The sequence below is a fragment of the Pseudaquabacterium inlustre genome (assembly GCF_038066595.1).
GTDB lineage: Bacteria > Pseudomonadota > Gammaproteobacteria > Burkholderiales > Burkholderiaceae_C > Pseudaquabacterium > Pseudaquabacterium inlustre.
Window position 1 is genome coordinate 573,020 of the sequence record NZ_JBBUTH010000007.1, and the last position, 15,738, is coordinate 588,757.

The 15,738-nt window shown below is 68.6% G+C and carries 13 protein-coding genes; 6 read left to right on the forward strand and 7 right to left on the reverse strand.

The genetic code is table 11. From position 1 onward, the window contains the following. Window positions 1–99 precede the first annotated feature (99 nt). Entirely contained in the window at window positions 100–1,086 is a 987-nt protein-coding gene (locus AACH10_RS14135) for a TerC family protein (RefSeq protein WP_341411071.1), read from the forward strand. Window positions 1,087–1,159: 73 nt separating this feature from the next. On the opposite strand, the gene fahA is transcribed toward AACH10_RS14135, so the two are convergent. From fahA to AACH10_RS14160, 5 genes are read right to left on the reverse strand one after another with little or no spacing between them, the layout of a single operon-like run. Then, window positions 1,160–2,488 carry a fumarylacetoacetase gene (gene fahA, locus AACH10_RS14140; protein ID WP_341411072.1) on the reverse strand — a complete coding sequence of 443 codons (1,329 nt, stop codon included), beginning with the start codon at window positions 2,486–2,488 and terminating at the stop codon, window positions 1,160–1,162. Next, window positions 2,485–2,736 (reverse strand): DUF2783 domain-containing protein, encoded by a 252-nt coding sequence (locus tag AACH10_RS14145; RefSeq protein WP_341411073.1) that lies wholly within the window; start codon window positions 2,734–2,736, stop codon window positions 2,485–2,487. The genes fahA and AACH10_RS14145 overlap by 4 nt, the downstream gene beginning before the upstream one ends. A gap of 37 nt (window positions 2,737–2,773) precedes the next feature. After that, the gene (locus AACH10_RS14150) at window positions 2,774–4,447 is read right to left on the reverse strand and encodes an FAD-dependent oxidoreductase (RefSeq protein WP_341411074.1); all 1,674 of its coding nucleotides are present in this window, start codon (window positions 4,445–4,447) and stop codon (window positions 2,774–2,776) included. Between the two features lie 18 nt (window positions 4,448–4,465). Continuing rightward, the gene (locus AACH10_RS14155) at window positions 4,466–5,011 is read right to left on the reverse strand and encodes a VOC family protein (RefSeq protein ID WP_341411075.1); all 546 of its coding nucleotides are present in this window, start codon (window positions 5,009–5,011) and stop codon (window positions 4,466–4,468) included. A 29-nt stretch (window positions 5,012–5,040) separates the two neighbouring features. After that, the gene (locus tag AACH10_RS14160) at window positions 5,041–6,054 is read right to left on the reverse strand and encodes an MBL fold metallo-hydrolase (protein WP_423228605.1); all 1,014 of its coding nucleotides are present in this window, start codon (window positions 6,052–6,054) and stop codon (window positions 5,041–5,043) included. Between the two features lie 213 nt (window positions 6,055–6,267). Between AACH10_RS14160 and AACH10_RS14165 the strand changes: the two genes are divergently transcribed. Together AACH10_RS14165 and AACH10_RS14170 are read left to right on the forward strand one after the other, a co-directional pair. Continuing rightward, window positions 6,268–6,945 carry an NADPH-dependent FMN reductase gene (locus AACH10_RS14165; RefSeq protein WP_341411077.1) on the forward strand — a complete coding sequence of 226 codons (678 nt, stop codon included), beginning with the start codon at window positions 6,268–6,270 and terminating at the stop codon, window positions 6,943–6,945. 31 nt (window positions 6,946–6,976) lie between these two features. Further along, window positions 6,977–7,888, forward strand: a complete 912-nt coding sequence (locus tag AACH10_RS14170) for a DMT family transporter (RefSeq protein ID WP_341411078.1) — start codon at window positions 6,977–6,979, stop codon at window positions 7,886–7,888. 90 nt (window positions 7,889–7,978) lie between these two features. Here the strand turns inward: AACH10_RS14170 and AACH10_RS14175 are convergent, their stop codons facing one another. After that, a complete protein-coding gene (locus tag AACH10_RS14175; RefSeq protein ID WP_341411079.1) occupies window positions 7,979–8,323 on the reverse strand; it encodes an H-NS histone family protein in 345 nt (114 codons plus the stop codon). Window positions 8,324–8,679: 356 nt separating this feature from the next. Between AACH10_RS14175 and AACH10_RS14180 the strand changes: the two genes are divergently transcribed. Further along, the gene (locus AACH10_RS14180; RefSeq protein WP_341411080.1) at window positions 8,680–9,777 is read left to right on the forward strand and encodes an NAD(P)-dependent alcohol dehydrogenase; all 1,098 of its coding nucleotides are present in this window, start codon (window positions 8,680–8,682) and stop codon (window positions 9,775–9,777) included. Window positions 9,778–9,785: 8 nt separating this feature from the next. On the opposite strand, the gene AACH10_RS14185 is transcribed toward AACH10_RS14180, so the two are convergent. Then, the gene (locus AACH10_RS14185; RefSeq protein WP_341411176.1) at window positions 9,786–12,137 is read right to left on the reverse strand and encodes a YgiQ family radical SAM protein; all 2,352 of its coding nucleotides are present in this window, start codon (window positions 12,135–12,137) and stop codon (window positions 9,786–9,788) included. A 349-nt stretch (window positions 12,138–12,486) separates the two neighbouring features. Here AACH10_RS14185 and AACH10_RS14190 point away from each other — a divergent pair, with 349 nt between their 5' ends. Beyond that, a complete protein-coding gene (locus AACH10_RS14190; RefSeq protein ID WP_341411081.1) occupies window positions 12,487–13,767 on the forward strand; it encodes an acyl-CoA dehydrogenase family protein in 1,281 nt (426 codons plus the stop codon). Window positions 13,768–13,918: 151 nt separating this feature from the next. After that, window positions 13,919–15,109, forward strand: a complete 1,191-nt coding sequence (locus AACH10_RS14195; RefSeq protein ID WP_341411082.1) for an ABC transporter substrate-binding protein — start codon at window positions 13,919–13,921, stop codon at window positions 15,107–15,109. Window positions 15,110–15,738: the final 629 nt, after the last annotated feature.

Sequence of the window (15,738 nt, forward strand, 5' to 3'; positions counted from 1 at the left end):
CTGTGGATCTTCGCTTTTTCCGAAGGTTCCGCCAGATCCTGTCGAAACAACGATGCACCAAGCTTGCCCAGAATCGCGCCATTCGAAAGGACCTGACCCATGGACACGATCGCACCCACCTGGTTGTGGATCTTCTTTGTCGCCACCGTGCTGGTGGCGCTGTTCGTCGACTTCGTCGTGCTGCGCAAGCAGGGCGCGCACGAGGTCTCGGTGCGCGAGGCCGTGCGCTGGTCGGTGGTGTGGGTGGCCGCCAGCTTCGCGTTCAACGGCCTGTTCTGGTGGGCGGTGGCGCAGGACCACGGCCAGGCCGTGGCCAACACCAAGGCACTCGAGTTCCTGACCGGCTACCTGATCGAGAAGAGCCTGGCGGTCGACAACATCTTCGTCTTCCTGATGATCTTCACCTACTTCGCGGTGCCGCCGGCGTACCAGAAGCGGGTGCTGATGATCGGCATCGTCGGCGCCATCGTGCTGCGCAGCCTGATGATCCTGGCCGGCTCGTGGCTGATCACGCAGTTCCACTGGGTGCTGTACGTGTTCGGCGCCTTCCTGCTGATCACCGGCATCAAGATGTGGTGGGCCGCCGGCAAGGAGGCCAACCTGGACGACAACCCGGCGCTCAAGCTGCTCAAGCGCGTGATGCCGGTCAGCCGCGGCTTCGACGGTGAGAAGTTCTGGACGGTGGAAAACGGCACGCGCATCGCCACGCCGCTGCTGCTGGTGGTGGCGCTGGTGGGCATCACCGACGTGATCTTCGCGGTGGACTCGATCCCGGCGATCTTCGCGATCACCACCGACCCGTTCATCGTGCTCACGTCCAACATCTTCGCCATCCTGGGCCTGCGCGCGATGTACTTCCTGCTGCAAGCGGTGGCGGCCAAGTTCCACCTGCTGAGCTACGGCCTGGCGGTGATCCTGGCCTTCATCGGCACCAAGATGATGCTGATCGACCTGGTGAAGATCCCGGTGCTGGCCTCGCTGGGCGTGGTGGTGGGCATCCTGGCGGTGACGATGTGGCTGTCGGTGCGCACGGCGCCGAAGATCTCGACCGCTCCGTCCCTGCCGGCGCCGGACGTTCCACGCTGATCACGCTGCGACGCTGACATGACAAAGGGCCGGCAATGCCGGCCCTTGTTCTTCGGCGGATCGTCGGTGCTCTTCAGCCGAGCTTGGGTGACGGCAGCACGGTACCGCTGCAATCACCAAAGCCGATGCGCGGGCCGCCCTGCTTCTGCGCATAGGCGCGCAACGTCAGCGTGTCGCCATCGGCCAGGAAGCTGCGCGTTTCGCCGCCGGGCAAGGCCACGGGCGTCTTGCCACCCATCGACAGTTCCAGCAGCGAGCCAGCTTCCTCGGGCTTCGGTCCGCTTTGCGTGCCGGTGCCCAGCAGGTCGCCGGTGGCCAGGTTACAGCCGTTGCTGGCGTGGTGCGTGAGCAGCTGCGCCAGCGTCCAGTACGACTCCTTGAAGTTGCCGCGCGACAGGCGCACGGCAGCCTCACCGCGCTCGCGCATCGCGGCGGTCTGCAGCCACACCTCGATCGTCAGGTCGATGGCGCCGGTCTCGCGGTTGGCCGGGCTGTCCAGGTGGGGCAGCGGATCGGGCTCGCCGGCGGCGCGCACGAAAGGCACGCGGTACGGCGCCAGCGCCTCCATCGTGACCAGCCAGGGCGAGATGGTGCTGCCGAAGTTCTTCGACAGGAACGGGCCCAGCGGCTGGTATTCCCAGGCCTGGATGTCGCGCGCGCTCCAGTCGTTGAGCAGCACCATGCCGGCCAGGCGGTCTTCGGCCTGGGCCAGCGGCACCGGCTCGCCCTGGGTGTTGCCCTGGGCCACGAAGGCGCCCAGTTCCAGCTCGTAGTCCAGCCGCTGGCAGGGGCCGAACACCGGCGGCGCCTCGGGCGGGCTGCCGGCGGGCTTGGTCTGGCCCAGTGGGCGGCGGATCGGCGTGCCGCTGACGTTGATCGACGACGCGCGGCCGTGGTAGCCGATGGGCACCCAGCGGTAGTTGGGCAGCAGCGGGTTGTCGGGCCGGAACATGCGGCCGATGGTGGTGGCGTGGTGGATGCTGGCGTAGAAATCGGTGTAGTCGCCGATCGGGCAGGGCAGCGTCATCTCGGCCGCCGATTGCGGCACCAGCGCATGGGCCAGTGCGGCCTGCTGGGTCGATCCGGCCGCCAGCGCATCGCTGAGGGCCAGGCGCAGCGCCACGCGCGTGGCCTTGGGCGCGGCCATCACGGCCGCCAGGTCGCCGCCGGCCAGCGCATCCAGCTGCGGCGCCAGCTCGGCCGGCCAGCCGGGTGCCGGGCGGGCGGCGGCCAGGTCGAGGATCTGGTCGCCGATGGCCACGCCGATGCGCCAGGGCTCCTGGCTGCCCGCGCGGCGGAAGCGGCCGTAGGGCAGGTTCTGGATCGGGAAATCCGTGCCGTCGGCCTGGGCCGAGGCCACCCAGCTGCTGCGTTGGGCGTCGTGGCTGCGGTCGAGCGTCATGCGCTGGCTCCTTCGGTGGGGGCGACGCCGGCGCGGGCGGCGGCCAGCGCCTCCTTCAGCACGCGCAGATCGCCGATGTGGTTGGCCAGCAGCAGGATCAGCCGGGCGTTGACGAGGCGGCTGGCCTCGTCGCTCAGGTTGCGGTGGGTGTCGATCAGCATTTCGTAGAAATCATCGCCGGGGCTGAAGGCGTGCAGCGGCGTCTGGCCGGGCAGGCCGAAATGGGGCTGGGTGTTGAGGTGGGCCATGGTCGTCGGGGCGTCGGGCGTGGCGTCAGGCTTGACGTCAGTCTTGGCAGGTGGCGCGGGCCACGGCGGCGCGCACGGCCGCCGCATCCAGCTGGCGCCAGCGGGCCGCCACATGCTGGTCGGGGCGCAGCAGGTAGGCGGTGCCGGGCCGGGCATCGTAGCGGTGGCGGGCGGTGCCGGTGGCATCCACCACCAGCGTGGCGCCGGCCGGGGCCACGCCATCGCGCTCGGCAACCAGCAGCGTGTGCACCGGGATCGGCGCATCGGCCAGGCGGGCGATGGCCTCGCGCTGCGCGGCCGACAGCGATTCGGCCGTCGGCACGAACAGCATCAGCTGGAAGCGGTTGCCTGCCTCGCGCAGCAGCCAGCCGGGCCGGCCCTGGCGCTGCACCGGGGCATCGGCCATGGGCGCGCCGGGCCGCATCAGGCCTTCGAACGGGGCGGCGTCGGGCGTGTTCAGCGCCGAGTCCAGCAGGTGCGCCGGCACGCTGAGCCGCCCGGAATTGACCAGCGCGCGGGCAAAGGCGTGCTCGCCGGCCAGCGTCAGCACGGCATTGCGGAAATCACGGCTGACCTGGCTCTTGGGCGTGATGAAGTCGGTGGAGCGCGTCGAGTTCATCAGGTTCTCGTCGGCCGCGGCCACGCGCTCGGCGCTGTAGCTGTCCAGCAGCGCCTCGGGCGCCAGACCCCGCATCACCAGATCGAGCTTCCACACCAGGTTGTCGGTGTCCTGCAGGCCCGAGTTGGCGCCACGCGCGCCGAACGGCGACACCTGGTGCGCCGCATCACCCGCGAACAGCACGCGGCCGTGGCGGAAGCTCGTCATGCGCCGGCACTGGAAGGTGTAAACGCTGACCCATTCCAGGTCGAATGCGTGGTCAGGGCCCAGCATGGCCTGGATGCGCGGGATCACCCGCTCGGGCTGCTTCTCGGCCTCGGGGTCGGCGTCCCAGCCCAGCTGGAAGTCGATGCGCCAGACGTTGTCGGCCTCGCGGTGCAGCAGCACCGATTGATTGCGATGGAAGGGCGGATCGAACCAGAACCAGCGTTCGGCCGGGAAGTCGGCTCTCATCACCACATCGGCGATCAGGAAGCGGTCCTGGAAGACCTTGCCTTCGATGTCCAGGCCCAGCATGCGGCGGATGGGGCTGCGTGCGCCATCGGCCACCACCAGCCAGTCGGCATCGAGCTCGAACGAGCCATCGGCCGTCTCGACCGACAGCCGCGCCCCCTGCGCGTTGGGCTGCACGGCCGTGACCTTGTGCTTCCAGCGCAGCGTCAGGTTGGGCAGCTGCTGCGCACGCTCGACCAGGTACTGCTCGAGGTAGTACTGCTGCAGGTTGACCATGCCGGGGCGCTCGTGGTCGGCCTCGGGCAGCAGGTTGAAGCGGAACACCTCGGCATCGCCGTGGAAGGTGCGGCCCACGTTCCAGGTGACGCCCTTGGCCACCACGGCGTCGCCCACGCCCAGGCGGTCCAGCACCTCGAGCGCGCGCTTGGCGTAGCACAGGCCGCGCGAACCGACGCTGACCGTGTCGTCGTCGTCCAGCAGCACCACGGGCTGGCCCATCTGGGCCAGGTCGATGGCCGCGGCCAGGCCCACCGGGCCGGCGCCCACCACCACCACCGGGTGGCGCGGCACGGTGCCGGGGGCGTCCAGCTCGGGTGGTCGCTGGTAGGCGTAGCGGGGGTAGGTGTAGGTGCTCAGCATGGCCTGTCGCGTGCGGGGTCAGGCCGTGCCCTGGCCCAGTTCCTTCTCGTGCATCCAGGCGGCGTGCTTGGGTGCGCGCTTGGTCTGGGCCCATTCATTGAGCATGTCCCACTTCACGTCGTCGAGCTTGCGGTCCATCTCGGGCGTGTTGGTGTCGCAGGCCAGCTCCAGCCGGTGGCCGTTGGGGTCGAAGAAATAGATCGACTTGAAGATGGTGTGGTCGGTGACGCCCACCACGTCGATGCCCTTGGCCTGCAGCCGGGCCTTGGTGGCCTCCAGCTCGGCCACCGAATCGACCTTGAACGCGATGTGCTGCACCCAGTTGGGCGTGGCCTCGTCGCGGCCCATGGTGGGCGAGTTGGGCAGCTCGAAGAAGGCCAGGATGTTGCCGCCGCCCGCGTCGATGAACACGTGCATGTACGGATCGGGCGCATGGGTGCTGGGCACCTGGTCTTCGGCGATGGCGAGCACGAAGTCCATGCCCAGGTGGTCGCGGTACCACTCCACCGTCTGCTTGGCGTCGTGGCAGCGGTAGGCGACGTGGTGGATGCGTTGGATGGCCATGTCGATGTCTCCTGTCGTGGGGGGTGCGATCAGTGCTGGTCTTCCAAGGACTTCCACATCTCAACGTCGCGCTCGGCGGTCCAGATGCGCGGATCGGGGTACTGCGTCACCTCGTCGTAGCAGCGGGTCACGTCGAAGGGCATGCAGTGGTCGAAGATGACCCAGCCCTTGTACTTGGGCGCCATCGCGGCGTAGCAGCGCTTGTAGACGGTGTTGAGGTCTTCGCCGGCGGCGACGCCGGCCTTGACGTTCTCGTACACGTCGGCGATGAAGCTGCGCGTGCCGGCGAGCCCCGCCTGCACCTGTTCGGGCGTGGTGAGTGCGGCGCCGCGGCCGGGCACCAGCTGCGCGGGCTGCAGCGCGGCGATGTTGTCCAGTGTCTGCGGCCAGTCCTTGAAGTAGGCGTCGCCGGCGTAGGGCGTGGCGTCGAACTCGACCAGGTCGCCCGAGAACAGGATTTTTTGCTGCGGCAGCCAGGCCACCGTGTCGCCCTTGGTGTGACCGCGGCCCAGTTGCAGCAGTTGCACCTCCAGGCTGCCGAGGTACAGCGTCATCTTGCCGCGGAAGGTGAGGGTGGGCCAGGTCAGGCCGGCCGGCACGCTCTCGACATTGCGGAACAGGCGCGGAAAGCGGCCGATCTCGCTGGCCTTGTCCTGCTCGCCACGCTCGACGATCAGGTCGCGCGTGTCTTCGCTGGCGATGATGTGCTCGGCGCCGTAGGCACTGGCACCCAGCACGCGCACCGCGTGGTAGTGGGTCATCAGCACGTACTTGATCGGCTTGTCGGTGACCTCGCGGATGCGGCGGATCACGTCCTGCGCCATCACCGGCGTGGCCTGCGTGTCGAGCACCATCACGCAGTCGTCGCCGATGATGATGCCGGTGTTGGGGTCGCCCTCGGCGGTGTAGGCGTAGGCGTTGGGCGACAGCTGGGTGAAGCTGACTTTCTTCTCTTCCAGATCGGCCTGGCTGGCGAAGGTCTTGGTGCTCACGGGCGGGGGTCTCCGGTGCGGGGCAGGGATGGGCCGCGCGGCTCGCGGCATAGGCCGGAGTATCCGGCGTGGCGTTATCTCTTGTCAAACTGATTTGTCTAAAACAAATCACCTGGCGCAGATCAACCAGCCGCACCGCTGGCCGCCGCCGCGTGCGGCGGCCGGCGCGGCGGTCATGACGGCCACGATCCGGCCGGCTTTTCAGGCCTTCAGCCGCGGCCCCGCGGCCTGAAGATGCCGGGCACTGACGTACCCGCCCCGACGATGACCCGACTGCTTCTGGTGCCCGGCAGCCTGCGCGCAGGCTCGTTCAACCTGCGCCTGCTGCGCGACATTGCCCAACGCCTGCATGGCCGCTGCGAGGTGGACATGCTGCTGCCCCGGCAGGTGGGCCTGCCGCTGTTCGACCAGGACCTCGAGGCCGAGCCGGGCGTGATGGCCCAGGTGCGCGCGCTGCACCGGCGCTTTGCCGCCGCGCACGGCCTGGTGGTGGCCAGCCCGGCCTACAACGGCCAGCTGACGCCTTACCTGAAGAACCTGGTGGACTGGGTGGCACGCCTGCCCGAGGTGGACCGCCACGCCACCAACGCCTTCCTCGACCGCCCAGTGCTGCTGTGCAGCGCCACGCGCGAGCGCTGGGACGGCGAGCCCGCCGTGATCCCGAATGCGCGGGCGCTGTTCGGCCATGTGGGCGCCCTGGTGCTGGGCGCCACGGTGAGCCTGCCGCGCGCGGCCGAGACCTGGAGCGCCGACGGCTTCGGCTTCAGCCCGCGCATGGAGGCCGAGATCGAAGGTGCCGTGGCGCACCTGGTGCGCCAGGCCGAGGCCTTCGACCAGCGCCACCCTGCCGCGCTGCCGTCAGGCCTGCCCGGCCGGCCGGGCCAGGCGGCCTGGCCGCTGCCACAGCGCGAGGCGGCGGGCGGCATCGTGCGCCCGTCCTGAGCGCACACCGCGGCGCCGCCACAATCGGCGCATGTCGTCACCTGCTGTCTCGCGCCCCCTGTCGGGCGCTGCCTTCGCCGTGCTGCTGCTCATCGCGCTGATGATGGGCGCCAACCATGTGGCAGCGCGCCTGGCCTTCAACCACGGCGTGGACGTGACCACCGCGGTGGCGTTCCGCAGCGGCGTCACGGCGCTGGCCGTGGCCCTGCTGGTGGCGGTGCAGCGCGTGCCGCTGCGCTTCACGCCGCGCCACCGCTTCGCCCTGCCGGCCATTGGTGCGCTGATCGGTGTGCAGAGCATCTGCCTGTACTCGGCCGTGGCGCGGCTGCCGGTGGCGCTGGCGCTGCTGGCCTTCAACAGCTACCCGCTGTGGACGGCGCTGTGGGCACGCCTGGTCTACCGCCACCGGCCCGATCCGCGCATGCTGCGCGCCATGCCGGTGATGCTGCTGGGCCTGGCGCTGGCACTGGACGTGCTCGGCGCCAGCTCGGGCCTGGGCGCGGCCGCGCACTGGGGCCAGATCGGCGCCGGCGTGGGTTTCGCGCTGACGGCGGCCGCGGTGTTCGGCCTGGCGCTGGTGGTCACGCAGCACGAGGCGGCCGATGTGGACGGCCGCGTGCGCACCGCCAGCACCATGGGTCAGGTGGGCCTGCTGGCGCTGGCCGGCGTGGCCTGGCAGGGCGGCTTACACCTGCCCGATGCGCCGGCCGGCTGGGCCGGGCTGATGGCGCTGACCTTTCTGTACGGCACCGCCTTCACCATCATGTTCACCGTGCTGCCGCGCCTGGGCGTGGTGGGCAACTCGGCGATCATGAACGTGGAACCGGTGTTCGCGCTGGTGCTGGCCTGGGCCCTGCTGGGGCAGGCCATTGCGCCGATGCAGGTGGCGGGTGGCCTGCTGGTGGTGGCCACCGTGATCTGGCTCGGCCTGGGGCGGAGGTAGATGGAGCACCCGGCCTCGCGGTGACGCGAGGCCACCCGCCGCGCGGGTTCGCCGGCCTGCTTCGGGCGGCCGGGCGCTGGCCGTCGCTGATCAGCCTTTGATTTCGAGATCGGCCGCCGTCTTGCCGGCAGCCAGCGCGGCCTTGAACCAGTTCGGGCGCTTGCCGTGGCCGGTCCAGGTGTTGCCGGCGTCGTCGCGGTACTTGGGCGGCGTGGCCGGCTTCTTGGCGACGGCCTTGCCGCTGGCCTTGGCCACCTTGCCGCGCGGCTTTTTGGAGGCCGTCTCGCCGAACAACTCCTGCGGCGTCAGGCCGTAATGCGCAATGGCTTCCTTGATGCGGGCCACCACGCCGGAGATTTCCTTGGCGCGCAGCGCCTGGGCCTCCTTTTGCAGCTTGTCGATCTGGGATTGGATCTGGGCGAGGGTGCGTGCCATGGGTTTCCATGAAAAGGCCGGCAGAACCAGCCTGGGTTTGATCGGTGAGCGCGATTTCGGGTTCTGCGCGAGGCATCCACGCCGAGCCCGAAACACAGCCGCACTTTACTCCGAGAAGGTTTCGGATCGGTATCCGAATGGAATGCCATACCCATTGATCGCGAATGCCGGCGCATTGCGCGTGGCATTTCACCGGCCAATGGCGTGAATGCGTGGCATTGCGTGGCACCGGCGGCGGCCATTGACGCAGCGCAATGGAAGCCCGCGTGGGGATGGCGTCTTGCGCTCACTCGGGCGCATCGTGAGGCATCGGACGGATGCCCCGCCGAAGCCTTCACCACCAGGAGCCCATTGCCATGCCCGCCATGATGACCGCCGCCGTGTTCGTCGAGCCCGGCCGCATTGAACTCGCCGACAAGCCCATTCCCGCCGTGGGCCCCAACGATGCGCTGGTGCGCATCACCACCACCACGATTTGCGGCACCGATGTGCACATTCTCAAAGGCGAATACCCGGTGGCCAAAGGCCTCACCGTGGGCCATGAGCCGGTGGGCGTGATCGAGAAACTCGGCAGTGCGGTGCAGGGCTATGTGGAAGGCCAGCGCGTGATTGCCGGCGCCATTTGCCCCAATTTCAACAGCTATGCCGCTCAGGACGGCGCCCCCAGCCAGGACGGCAGTTACCTGGTGGCCAGTGGCCGCTGCGGCTGCCATGGTTACAAGGCCACGGCCGGATGGCGGTTCGGCAATCTGATCGACGGCACGCAGGCCGAGTATGTGCTGGTGCCCGACGCCCAGGCCAATCTGGCGCCCATTCCCGATGGCCTGACCGACGAGCAGGTGCTGATGTGCCCCGACATCATGTCCACCGGCTTCAAGGGCGCCGAGAACGCCAACATCAGGCTGGGCGACACGGTGGTGGTGTTTGCCCAAGGCCCGATCGGCCTGTGCGCCACGGCCGGCGCGCGGCTGCTGGGCGCCACCACCATCATCGGCGTGGATGGCAATGACCACCGGCTGGAAATCGCGAAGAAGCTCGGCGCCGACATCACGCTCAACTTCAACAAGTGCGACGTGGTCAGCGAGGTGATGAAGCTGACCGGCGGCCGCGGCGCCGACTCAGCGATCGAGGCCCTGGGCCTGCAAAGCACCTTCGAGAGCGCGCTGCGGGTGCTCAAGCCCGGTGGCACGCTCAGCAGCCTGGGCGTGTACTCCAGCGACCTGAAGATTCCGCTGGACGCCTTTGCCGCCGGCCTGGGCGATCACCGCATCGTCACCGCGCTGTGCCCCGGCGGCAAGGAGCGCATGCGCCGGCTGATGAACGTGCTGGCCGCCAACCGGCTGGACTTGGGGCTGTTGGTGACGCACCAGTACAAGCTGGCCGACATCGTGGACGCCTACGACCTGTTCTCGCACCAGCGGGACGGTGTCCTCAAGGTGGCGATCAAGCCTTAAGGCTGGGCTCAACGCCGGCCGCGCTTGACGGCTGGCGCGCGCGGCTTGCCACCCGCCGTGCCCTCGCGCGGCGGCAGGCCGGTGTGCTGGGTCAGCACGCGGCCCTTGACCGGCTTGCTGCCTGGCTTGGCGGCCGCCTTGGCCGCGGGCTTCACCGGCGTGGAGTTGGCGCGCCGCGGCGCCTGGTAGCCGCCCTCGGTGCTGGGCTGGAAGGTCGGGATCAGCTGCTGCTTGCCGTTGCCGATCAGGTCGGCGCGGCCCATGTCCTTCAGCGCCTCGCGCAGCAGCGGCCAATTGGCCGGGTCGTGGTAGCGCAGGAAGGCCTTGTGCAGGCGGCGCTGGCGCTCGCCCTTGACCACCGCCACCTTCTCGGCCCGCCGGTCGCGGTGGATGCCCTTGAGCGTGTTCAACCCCGAGTGGTACATGGCCGTGGCGCTGGCCATCGGGCTGGGGTAGAAGGCCTGCACCTGGTCGGCGCGGAAGCCGTTGCGCTTCAGCCAGAGCGCCAGGTTCAGCATGTCCTCGTCGGTGGTGCCGGGGTGGGCCGCGATGAAGTAGGGGATCAGGAACTGCTTCTTGCCCGCCTGCTCGCTGGCCTTCTCGAACATGGCCTTGAAGCGGTCGTACGTGCCGATGCCCGGCTTCATCATCTTGCTCAAGGGACCGGCCTCGGTGTGCTCCGGGGCGATCTTCAGGTAGCCGCCCACGTGGTGCGTGACGAGCTCCTTGACGTACTCGGGTGAGCGCACGGCCAGGTCGTAGCGCAGGCCCGAGCCGATCAGCACCTTCTTGATGCCCGGCAGCTTGCGCGCGCGCCGGTACATGGCGATCAGCGGGTCGTGGTCGGTCTTGAGGTTGCTGCAGATGTCGGGCCACACGCAGCTGGGCTTGCGGCAGGCGGCCTCGATGGCCGGGCTCTTGCAGCCCAGGCGGTACATGTTGGCCGTGGGGCCGCCCAGATCCGACACCACGCCGGTGAAGCCCTCGACCTTGTCGCGGATCTGCTCGAGCTCGCGGATCACCGAGTCTTCCGAGCGGCTCTGGATGATGCGGCCCTCATGCTCGGTGATCGAGCAGAAGCTGCAGCCACCGAAGCAGCCGCGCATGATGTTCACGCTGAAGCGGATCATCTCCCACGCGGGGATCTTGGTGGCGCGGTCGTGGCGGCCGTCCTCGTCGGCGTAGCGCGGGTGCGGGCTGCGGGCGTAGGGCAGGTCGAACACATGGTCCATCTCCTCGGTGCTGAGGGGGATGGGCGGCGGGTTCACCCACAGCTCGCGCGCGGCCGGGCCTTCGCCATGGCGCTGCACCAGCGCGCGGGCGTTGCCGGGGTTGGTCTCCAGGTGCAGCACGCGGCTGGCGTGGGCGTAGAGCACCGGGTCGTTCTTGACCTTCTCGAAGGCCGGCAGGCGGATGAAGGTCTTGTCGCGCGGCGAGATCACCGCGCGCTTGCCGTCGCGCAGCAGCGGCTGGCGCACCAGGCGGATGGGCTTGACCTCGGCGGCTGGCGCCGGTGCCCCTTCAGCCGGCGCGGTGCCGGTGGCGCCGGTGGCGCAGGGCGGCGGCGCGCCGTCGTCGGTGGCGGCCGGCTCGGGCTGCATCTCGTAGGGGTTGAGCAGCTGGTCGATGTGGCCCGGGGTGTCCACCTCGTTGGAGTACAGCTCGAACCAGCCGTGCAGCGCCGGGTCGTCCAGCTTGCGCAGGAAGGCGGTGCCGCGGATGTCGGTCAGGCTTTCCACTGGCTGGCGCTGCGCCAGGCGGTGGGCGATCTCGACGATGGCGCGCTCGGCATTGCCGTACACCAGCAGGTCGGCCTTGCTGTCGACCAGGATGGAGCGGCGCACGGTGTCGCTCCAGTAGTCGTAGTGGGCGATGCGGCGCAGGCTGGCTTCAATGCCGCCAATGACCACCGGCACGTTCTTGAAGGCCTCGCGGCAGCGCTGGGTGTAAACCAGCGTGGCGCGGTCGGGGCGCTTGCCCGCCACGTCGCCCGGGGTGTAGGCGTCGTCGCTGCGGATCTTTCGATCCGCCGTGTAGTGGTTGATCATCGAATCCATGTTCCCGGCGGCCACGCCGAAGAACAGGGCCGGTGCGCCGAACTCGCGGAAGGCGTCGGCGCTGTGCCAGTCGGGCTGCGGCAGGATGCCGACGCGAAAGCCCTGCGCCTCGAGCACCCGGCCGATCACCGCCATGCCGAAGCTCGGGTGGTCGACGTAGGCGTCGCCGGTGACGATGACGATGTCGCAGCGGTCCCAGCCCAGGGCTTCCATCTCGGCCCGGGTGGTGGGCAGGAAGGGCGCGGTGCCGAAGCGCTTGGCCCAGAACGGCTTCCAGCTGGTCAGCGGCTTGGCCGTGGGCAGGGCGGCGCCCCTGCCGACGGACGGGGCAGCGGTGCCAGGGGCAGGGCGGGCGGGGGCTTGGGCAGACACGGTGCAGCGGCGGCGAGGCAGGCCGGGCGGGAAATGGGCAACCTGTGATTGTCGCCGCTGTGACGCCGGCACGCGCGCACCAGGGTTGTCCGCCACGTGACGGACGGCCGCCGGCGCACCGCCAGTGCACCGTGGGGACACCGGGCCGGCGCGACGCATGGCACGGGTTTGCCCCGTGGGATGGCACCCGCGCCTTGTCGCCGCCGGGACTGTGCCCCCGCAGACCTGCCCTTAGCGTCGACGGCAAACCCTTCCCAGACTGCCGCAGGAGACACCGCGCATGGACTTCAACCTGCCATTCGAGTTGACCGAGTTCCTGAAGAACCTCGACCGCTTCATCGACCAGGAGATCCGGCCGCTGCAGGCCCAGGACGACAACGAACGCTTCTTCGACCACCGCCGCGAATGGGCGCGCACCGACTTCGAGGCCGGCGGCCTGCCGCGCCACGAATGGGAGGCGCTGCTGCTGGAATGCAAGAAGCGCGCAGACAAGGCCGGCTTCTACCGCCTGAGCCTGCCCAAGGAGTTCGGCGGCCAAGAGGTCGGCAATCTGTGGATGAGCGTGATCCGCGACCACCTTGCAGCCAAGGGCCTGGGCCTGTTCAACGACCTGCAGAACGAGCACTCGGTGGTCGGCAACTTCCCCGTCATCGTGATGCTGCGCGACTTCGGCACGCCAGCGCAGAAGGAGCAGTTCATCAAGGGCCAGCTGACCTTCGAGACCCGCATCACCTTCGGCCTGACCGAGCCCAACCATGGCAGCGACGCCACGCACATGGAGACCAAGGCCGTGCGCCAGGCGCGCAACGGCCAGGACGGCTGGCTGATCAACGGCGAGAAGATGTGGACCACCGGCATGCACACGGCCACGCACTGCGCGCTGTTCGCCCGCAGCAGCGGCGCGGCCGGCGATGCGCGCGGCATCACCTGCTTTCTGGTGCCTTGCGACACGCCAGGCGTGAAGATCGAGGAATACCTCTGGACCTTCAACATGCCGACCGACCACCCGCGCGTGAGCTTCACCGACGTGTGGGTGCCCGATTCGGCCATGTTCGGGCCGGAAGGCCGCGGCCTGCCGCTGGCCCAGAGCTTCGTGCACGAGAACCGCATCCGCCAGGCGGCCAGCAGCCTTGGCGCGGCCGACTTCTGCGTGAAGGAGAGCGTGAAGTACGCGCGCGAGCGCAAGCCCTTCGGCGAGGAGCTGGCGCGCAACCAGGGCATCCAGTTCCCGCTGGTGGAATTGGCCACGCAAATCGAGATGCTGCGCCTCTTGATCCGCAAGACGGCCTGGGAGATGGACCAGATGCCCCACCCCGAGGTGGAGAAGAAGCTCTCCGACAAGGTCTCGATGTGCAACTACTGGGCCAACCGCCTGGTGTGCGAGGCGGCCGACCGGGCCATGCAGGTGCACGGCGGCATCGGCTACAGCCGCCACAAGCCCTTCGAGCACATCTACCGCCACCACCGCCGCTACCGCATCACCGAGGGATCGGAGGAGATCCAGATGCGCAAGGTGGCGGGCTTCCTCTTCGGCTACATGGGGCCCAACAAATTCGCCTGACGCTCCCTGCTGCGCGGGCCGATCTGGTGCCTGCGGTGCTCGCCGTACGGGAGTACGGCTGCGCTCCTCGACACCACCTCGACCCGCTCGCGACGGGATCCTCAGGCGAATTCCGTCGCGATTGCCATCGCCTGTCCCAGGAGACAAACGCATGAGCCATCTGAACCGCCGCAACCTGATCGTGTCCGCTGGCGCTGCGGCGCTGCTGCCCGGCGCCGCCCGCGCGCAGAAGAGGTACGGCCCCGGTGTCACCGACACCGAGATCAAGGTCGGCCAGACCATCGCCTACAGCGGCCCGGCCTCGGCCTATGGCGCGCTGGGCCGTGCCGAGGCCGCTTACTTCAAGTATGTGAACGACCGGGGTGGCATCAACGGCCGCAAGATCAACTTCATCTCAGTGGACGACGGCTTCAGCCCGCCCAAGGCCGTGGAGCAGACGCGCCGCCTGGTCGAGCAGGAAGAGGTGGCGCTGATGTTCGGCATGCTGGGCACGCCGCTGAACACGGCCACGCGGCCCTACCTGAACCAAAAGAAGGTGCCGCAGCTGTTCATCGCTGCCGGCTCCGAGGGCTTTGCCCAGCCCGACAAGTTTCCGTGGACCATGGGCTGGCAGCCCACGCTGCGCGTGGAGGCCAACTTCTACGCGCGCCACCTGCTGGCCAACCACCCCAACGCCAAGATCGGCGTGCTCTACCAGGACGACGACTTCGGCAAGGAACTGCTGGCCGGACTGAAGGAGGGCCTGGGTGCCAAGGCCGGCATGGTGGTGGCGGCCGAGAGCTTCCAGGCCACCGACCCGACGGTGGATTCGCAGCTCATCTCGATCAAGGGCGCCGGCTGCGATGCGCTGATGCTGTTCACCTATGCCAAGCAGGCGGCGCAGGCTATCCGCAAGAACGCCGACCTGGGCTGGAAGCCCGACACCTACCTGCACCTGGGCTCGGCCTCGGTAGGCGCCACGCTCAAGCCCGCCGGGCTGGACAAGTCGGTGGGCATCAAGACCGGTGGCTTCATGAAGGACGCCACCGATCCGCAATGGGCCAACGATGCCGAGCTGAAGCCCTTCTTCGAGTGGTTCAAGAAGTACATGCCCGACGCGAACATCACCGATTCGCTGAACCTGGCGGGCTGGGCTTATGCGCAGACGCTGGAGCAGGTGCTGAAGCAGTGCGGTGACGACCTGACGCGTGAGAACATCATGCGCCAGGCGGCCAACCTGAAGGACTGGCGCAATCCGGCCTTGCTGCCGGGGAGCCTGATCAACACCAGTCCGACGGATTACCGGGTAATCGAGTATTTGAAGTTGCAGCGGTTCAACGGGACGGTCTGGGAATTCGCCTGAGTTGGCCGAGGTTCGGCTGACGGCTGGCGTTTCCCATTTCTCGTTGCAGCGCGCCGGGATTTCGCCCCGGCGGGCGACCTACTTTCTCTTTCCGGCGAAAGAGAAAGTAGGCAAAGAGAAGCGCCTTCCAAACTTTCCGACACCACCTCGCGCTTGAAGCGCATCGAGGCGGGCGCCTCGCCCGCCCGGCGGGCTCGAACATAGCCAGTCGGAAACGCCACGGACAACTCACCGGCCGTGCACCCCCGGTCAAGACTTGCGCGCGGAACGCCGCAGGGCACGGCAATTGCCAGAGCGCAGCCATGCGACGGTCTTGCCATCGGCGGCCCTGGCGACTTCCTCAAGCCCTTGTTCGGCAGCCTGTTCGAGCCCGCCGGGCGGGCGAGGCGCCCGCCTCGATGATCGAGAAGCAGCAGGGCCTCATCGGAAAGTTCAAAAAGCGCTTCTTTGGGTCCTTTCTTGTCGCGACAAGAAAGGACCTCGCCAGCCGGGCGAGACCGGCGGGCTATCCCGAACCATGGGACACCCCAGCCGGCAGGCACCGGCTAAAGGCCTCCGCATTTACCCTTTGTCAACGCACCGCCCAGTGCAGGTAAAGTGTGAAAGCGCTTTCAATGATGCAGACCACC

Coding starts and splice junctions, on each gene's coding strand:
- AACH10_RS14175 (WP_341411079.1), bottom strand. CDS start 8,323: ATGGCACGCACCCTCGCCCAGATCCAATCCCAGATCGACAAGCTGCAA.
- fahA (WP_341411072.1), bottom strand. CDS start 2,488: ATGACGCTCGACCGCAGCCACGACGCCCAACGCAGCAGCTGGGTGGCC.
- AACH10_RS14190 (WP_341411081.1), top strand. CDS start 12,487: ATGGACTTCAACCTGCCATTCGAGTTGACCGAGTTCCTGAAGAACCTC.
- AACH10_RS14165 (WP_341411077.1), top strand. CDS start 6,268: ATGACCCGACTGCTTCTGGTGCCCGGCAGCCTGCGCGCAGGCTCGTTC.
- AACH10_RS14145 (WP_341411073.1), bottom strand. CDS start 2,736: ATGGCCCACCTCAACACCCAGCCCCATTTCGGCCTGCCCGGCCAGACG.
- AACH10_RS14135 (WP_341411071.1), top strand. CDS start 100: ATGGACACGATCGCACCCACCTGGTTGTGGATCTTCTTTGTCGCCACC.
- AACH10_RS14180 (WP_341411080.1), top strand. CDS start 8,680: ATGCCCGCCATGATGACCGCCGCCGTGTTCGTCGAGCCCGGCCGCATT.
- AACH10_RS14195 (WP_341411082.1), top strand. CDS start 13,919: ATGAGCCATCTGAACCGCCGCAACCTGATCGTGTCCGCTGGCGCTGCG.
- AACH10_RS14170 (WP_341411078.1), top strand. CDS start 6,977: ATGTCGTCACCTGCTGTCTCGCGCCCCCTGTCGGGCGCTGCCTTCGCC.
- AACH10_RS14160 (WP_423228605.1), bottom strand. CDS start 6,054: ATGCCGCGAGCCGCGCGGCCCATCCCTGCCCCGCACCGGAGACCCCCG.
- AACH10_RS14155 (WP_341411075.1), bottom strand. CDS start 5,011: ATGGCCATCCAACGCATCCACCACGTCGCCTACCGCTGCCACGACGCC.
- AACH10_RS14150 (WP_341411074.1), bottom strand. CDS start 4,447: ATGCTGAGCACCTACACCTACCCCCGCTACGCCTACCAGCGACCACCC.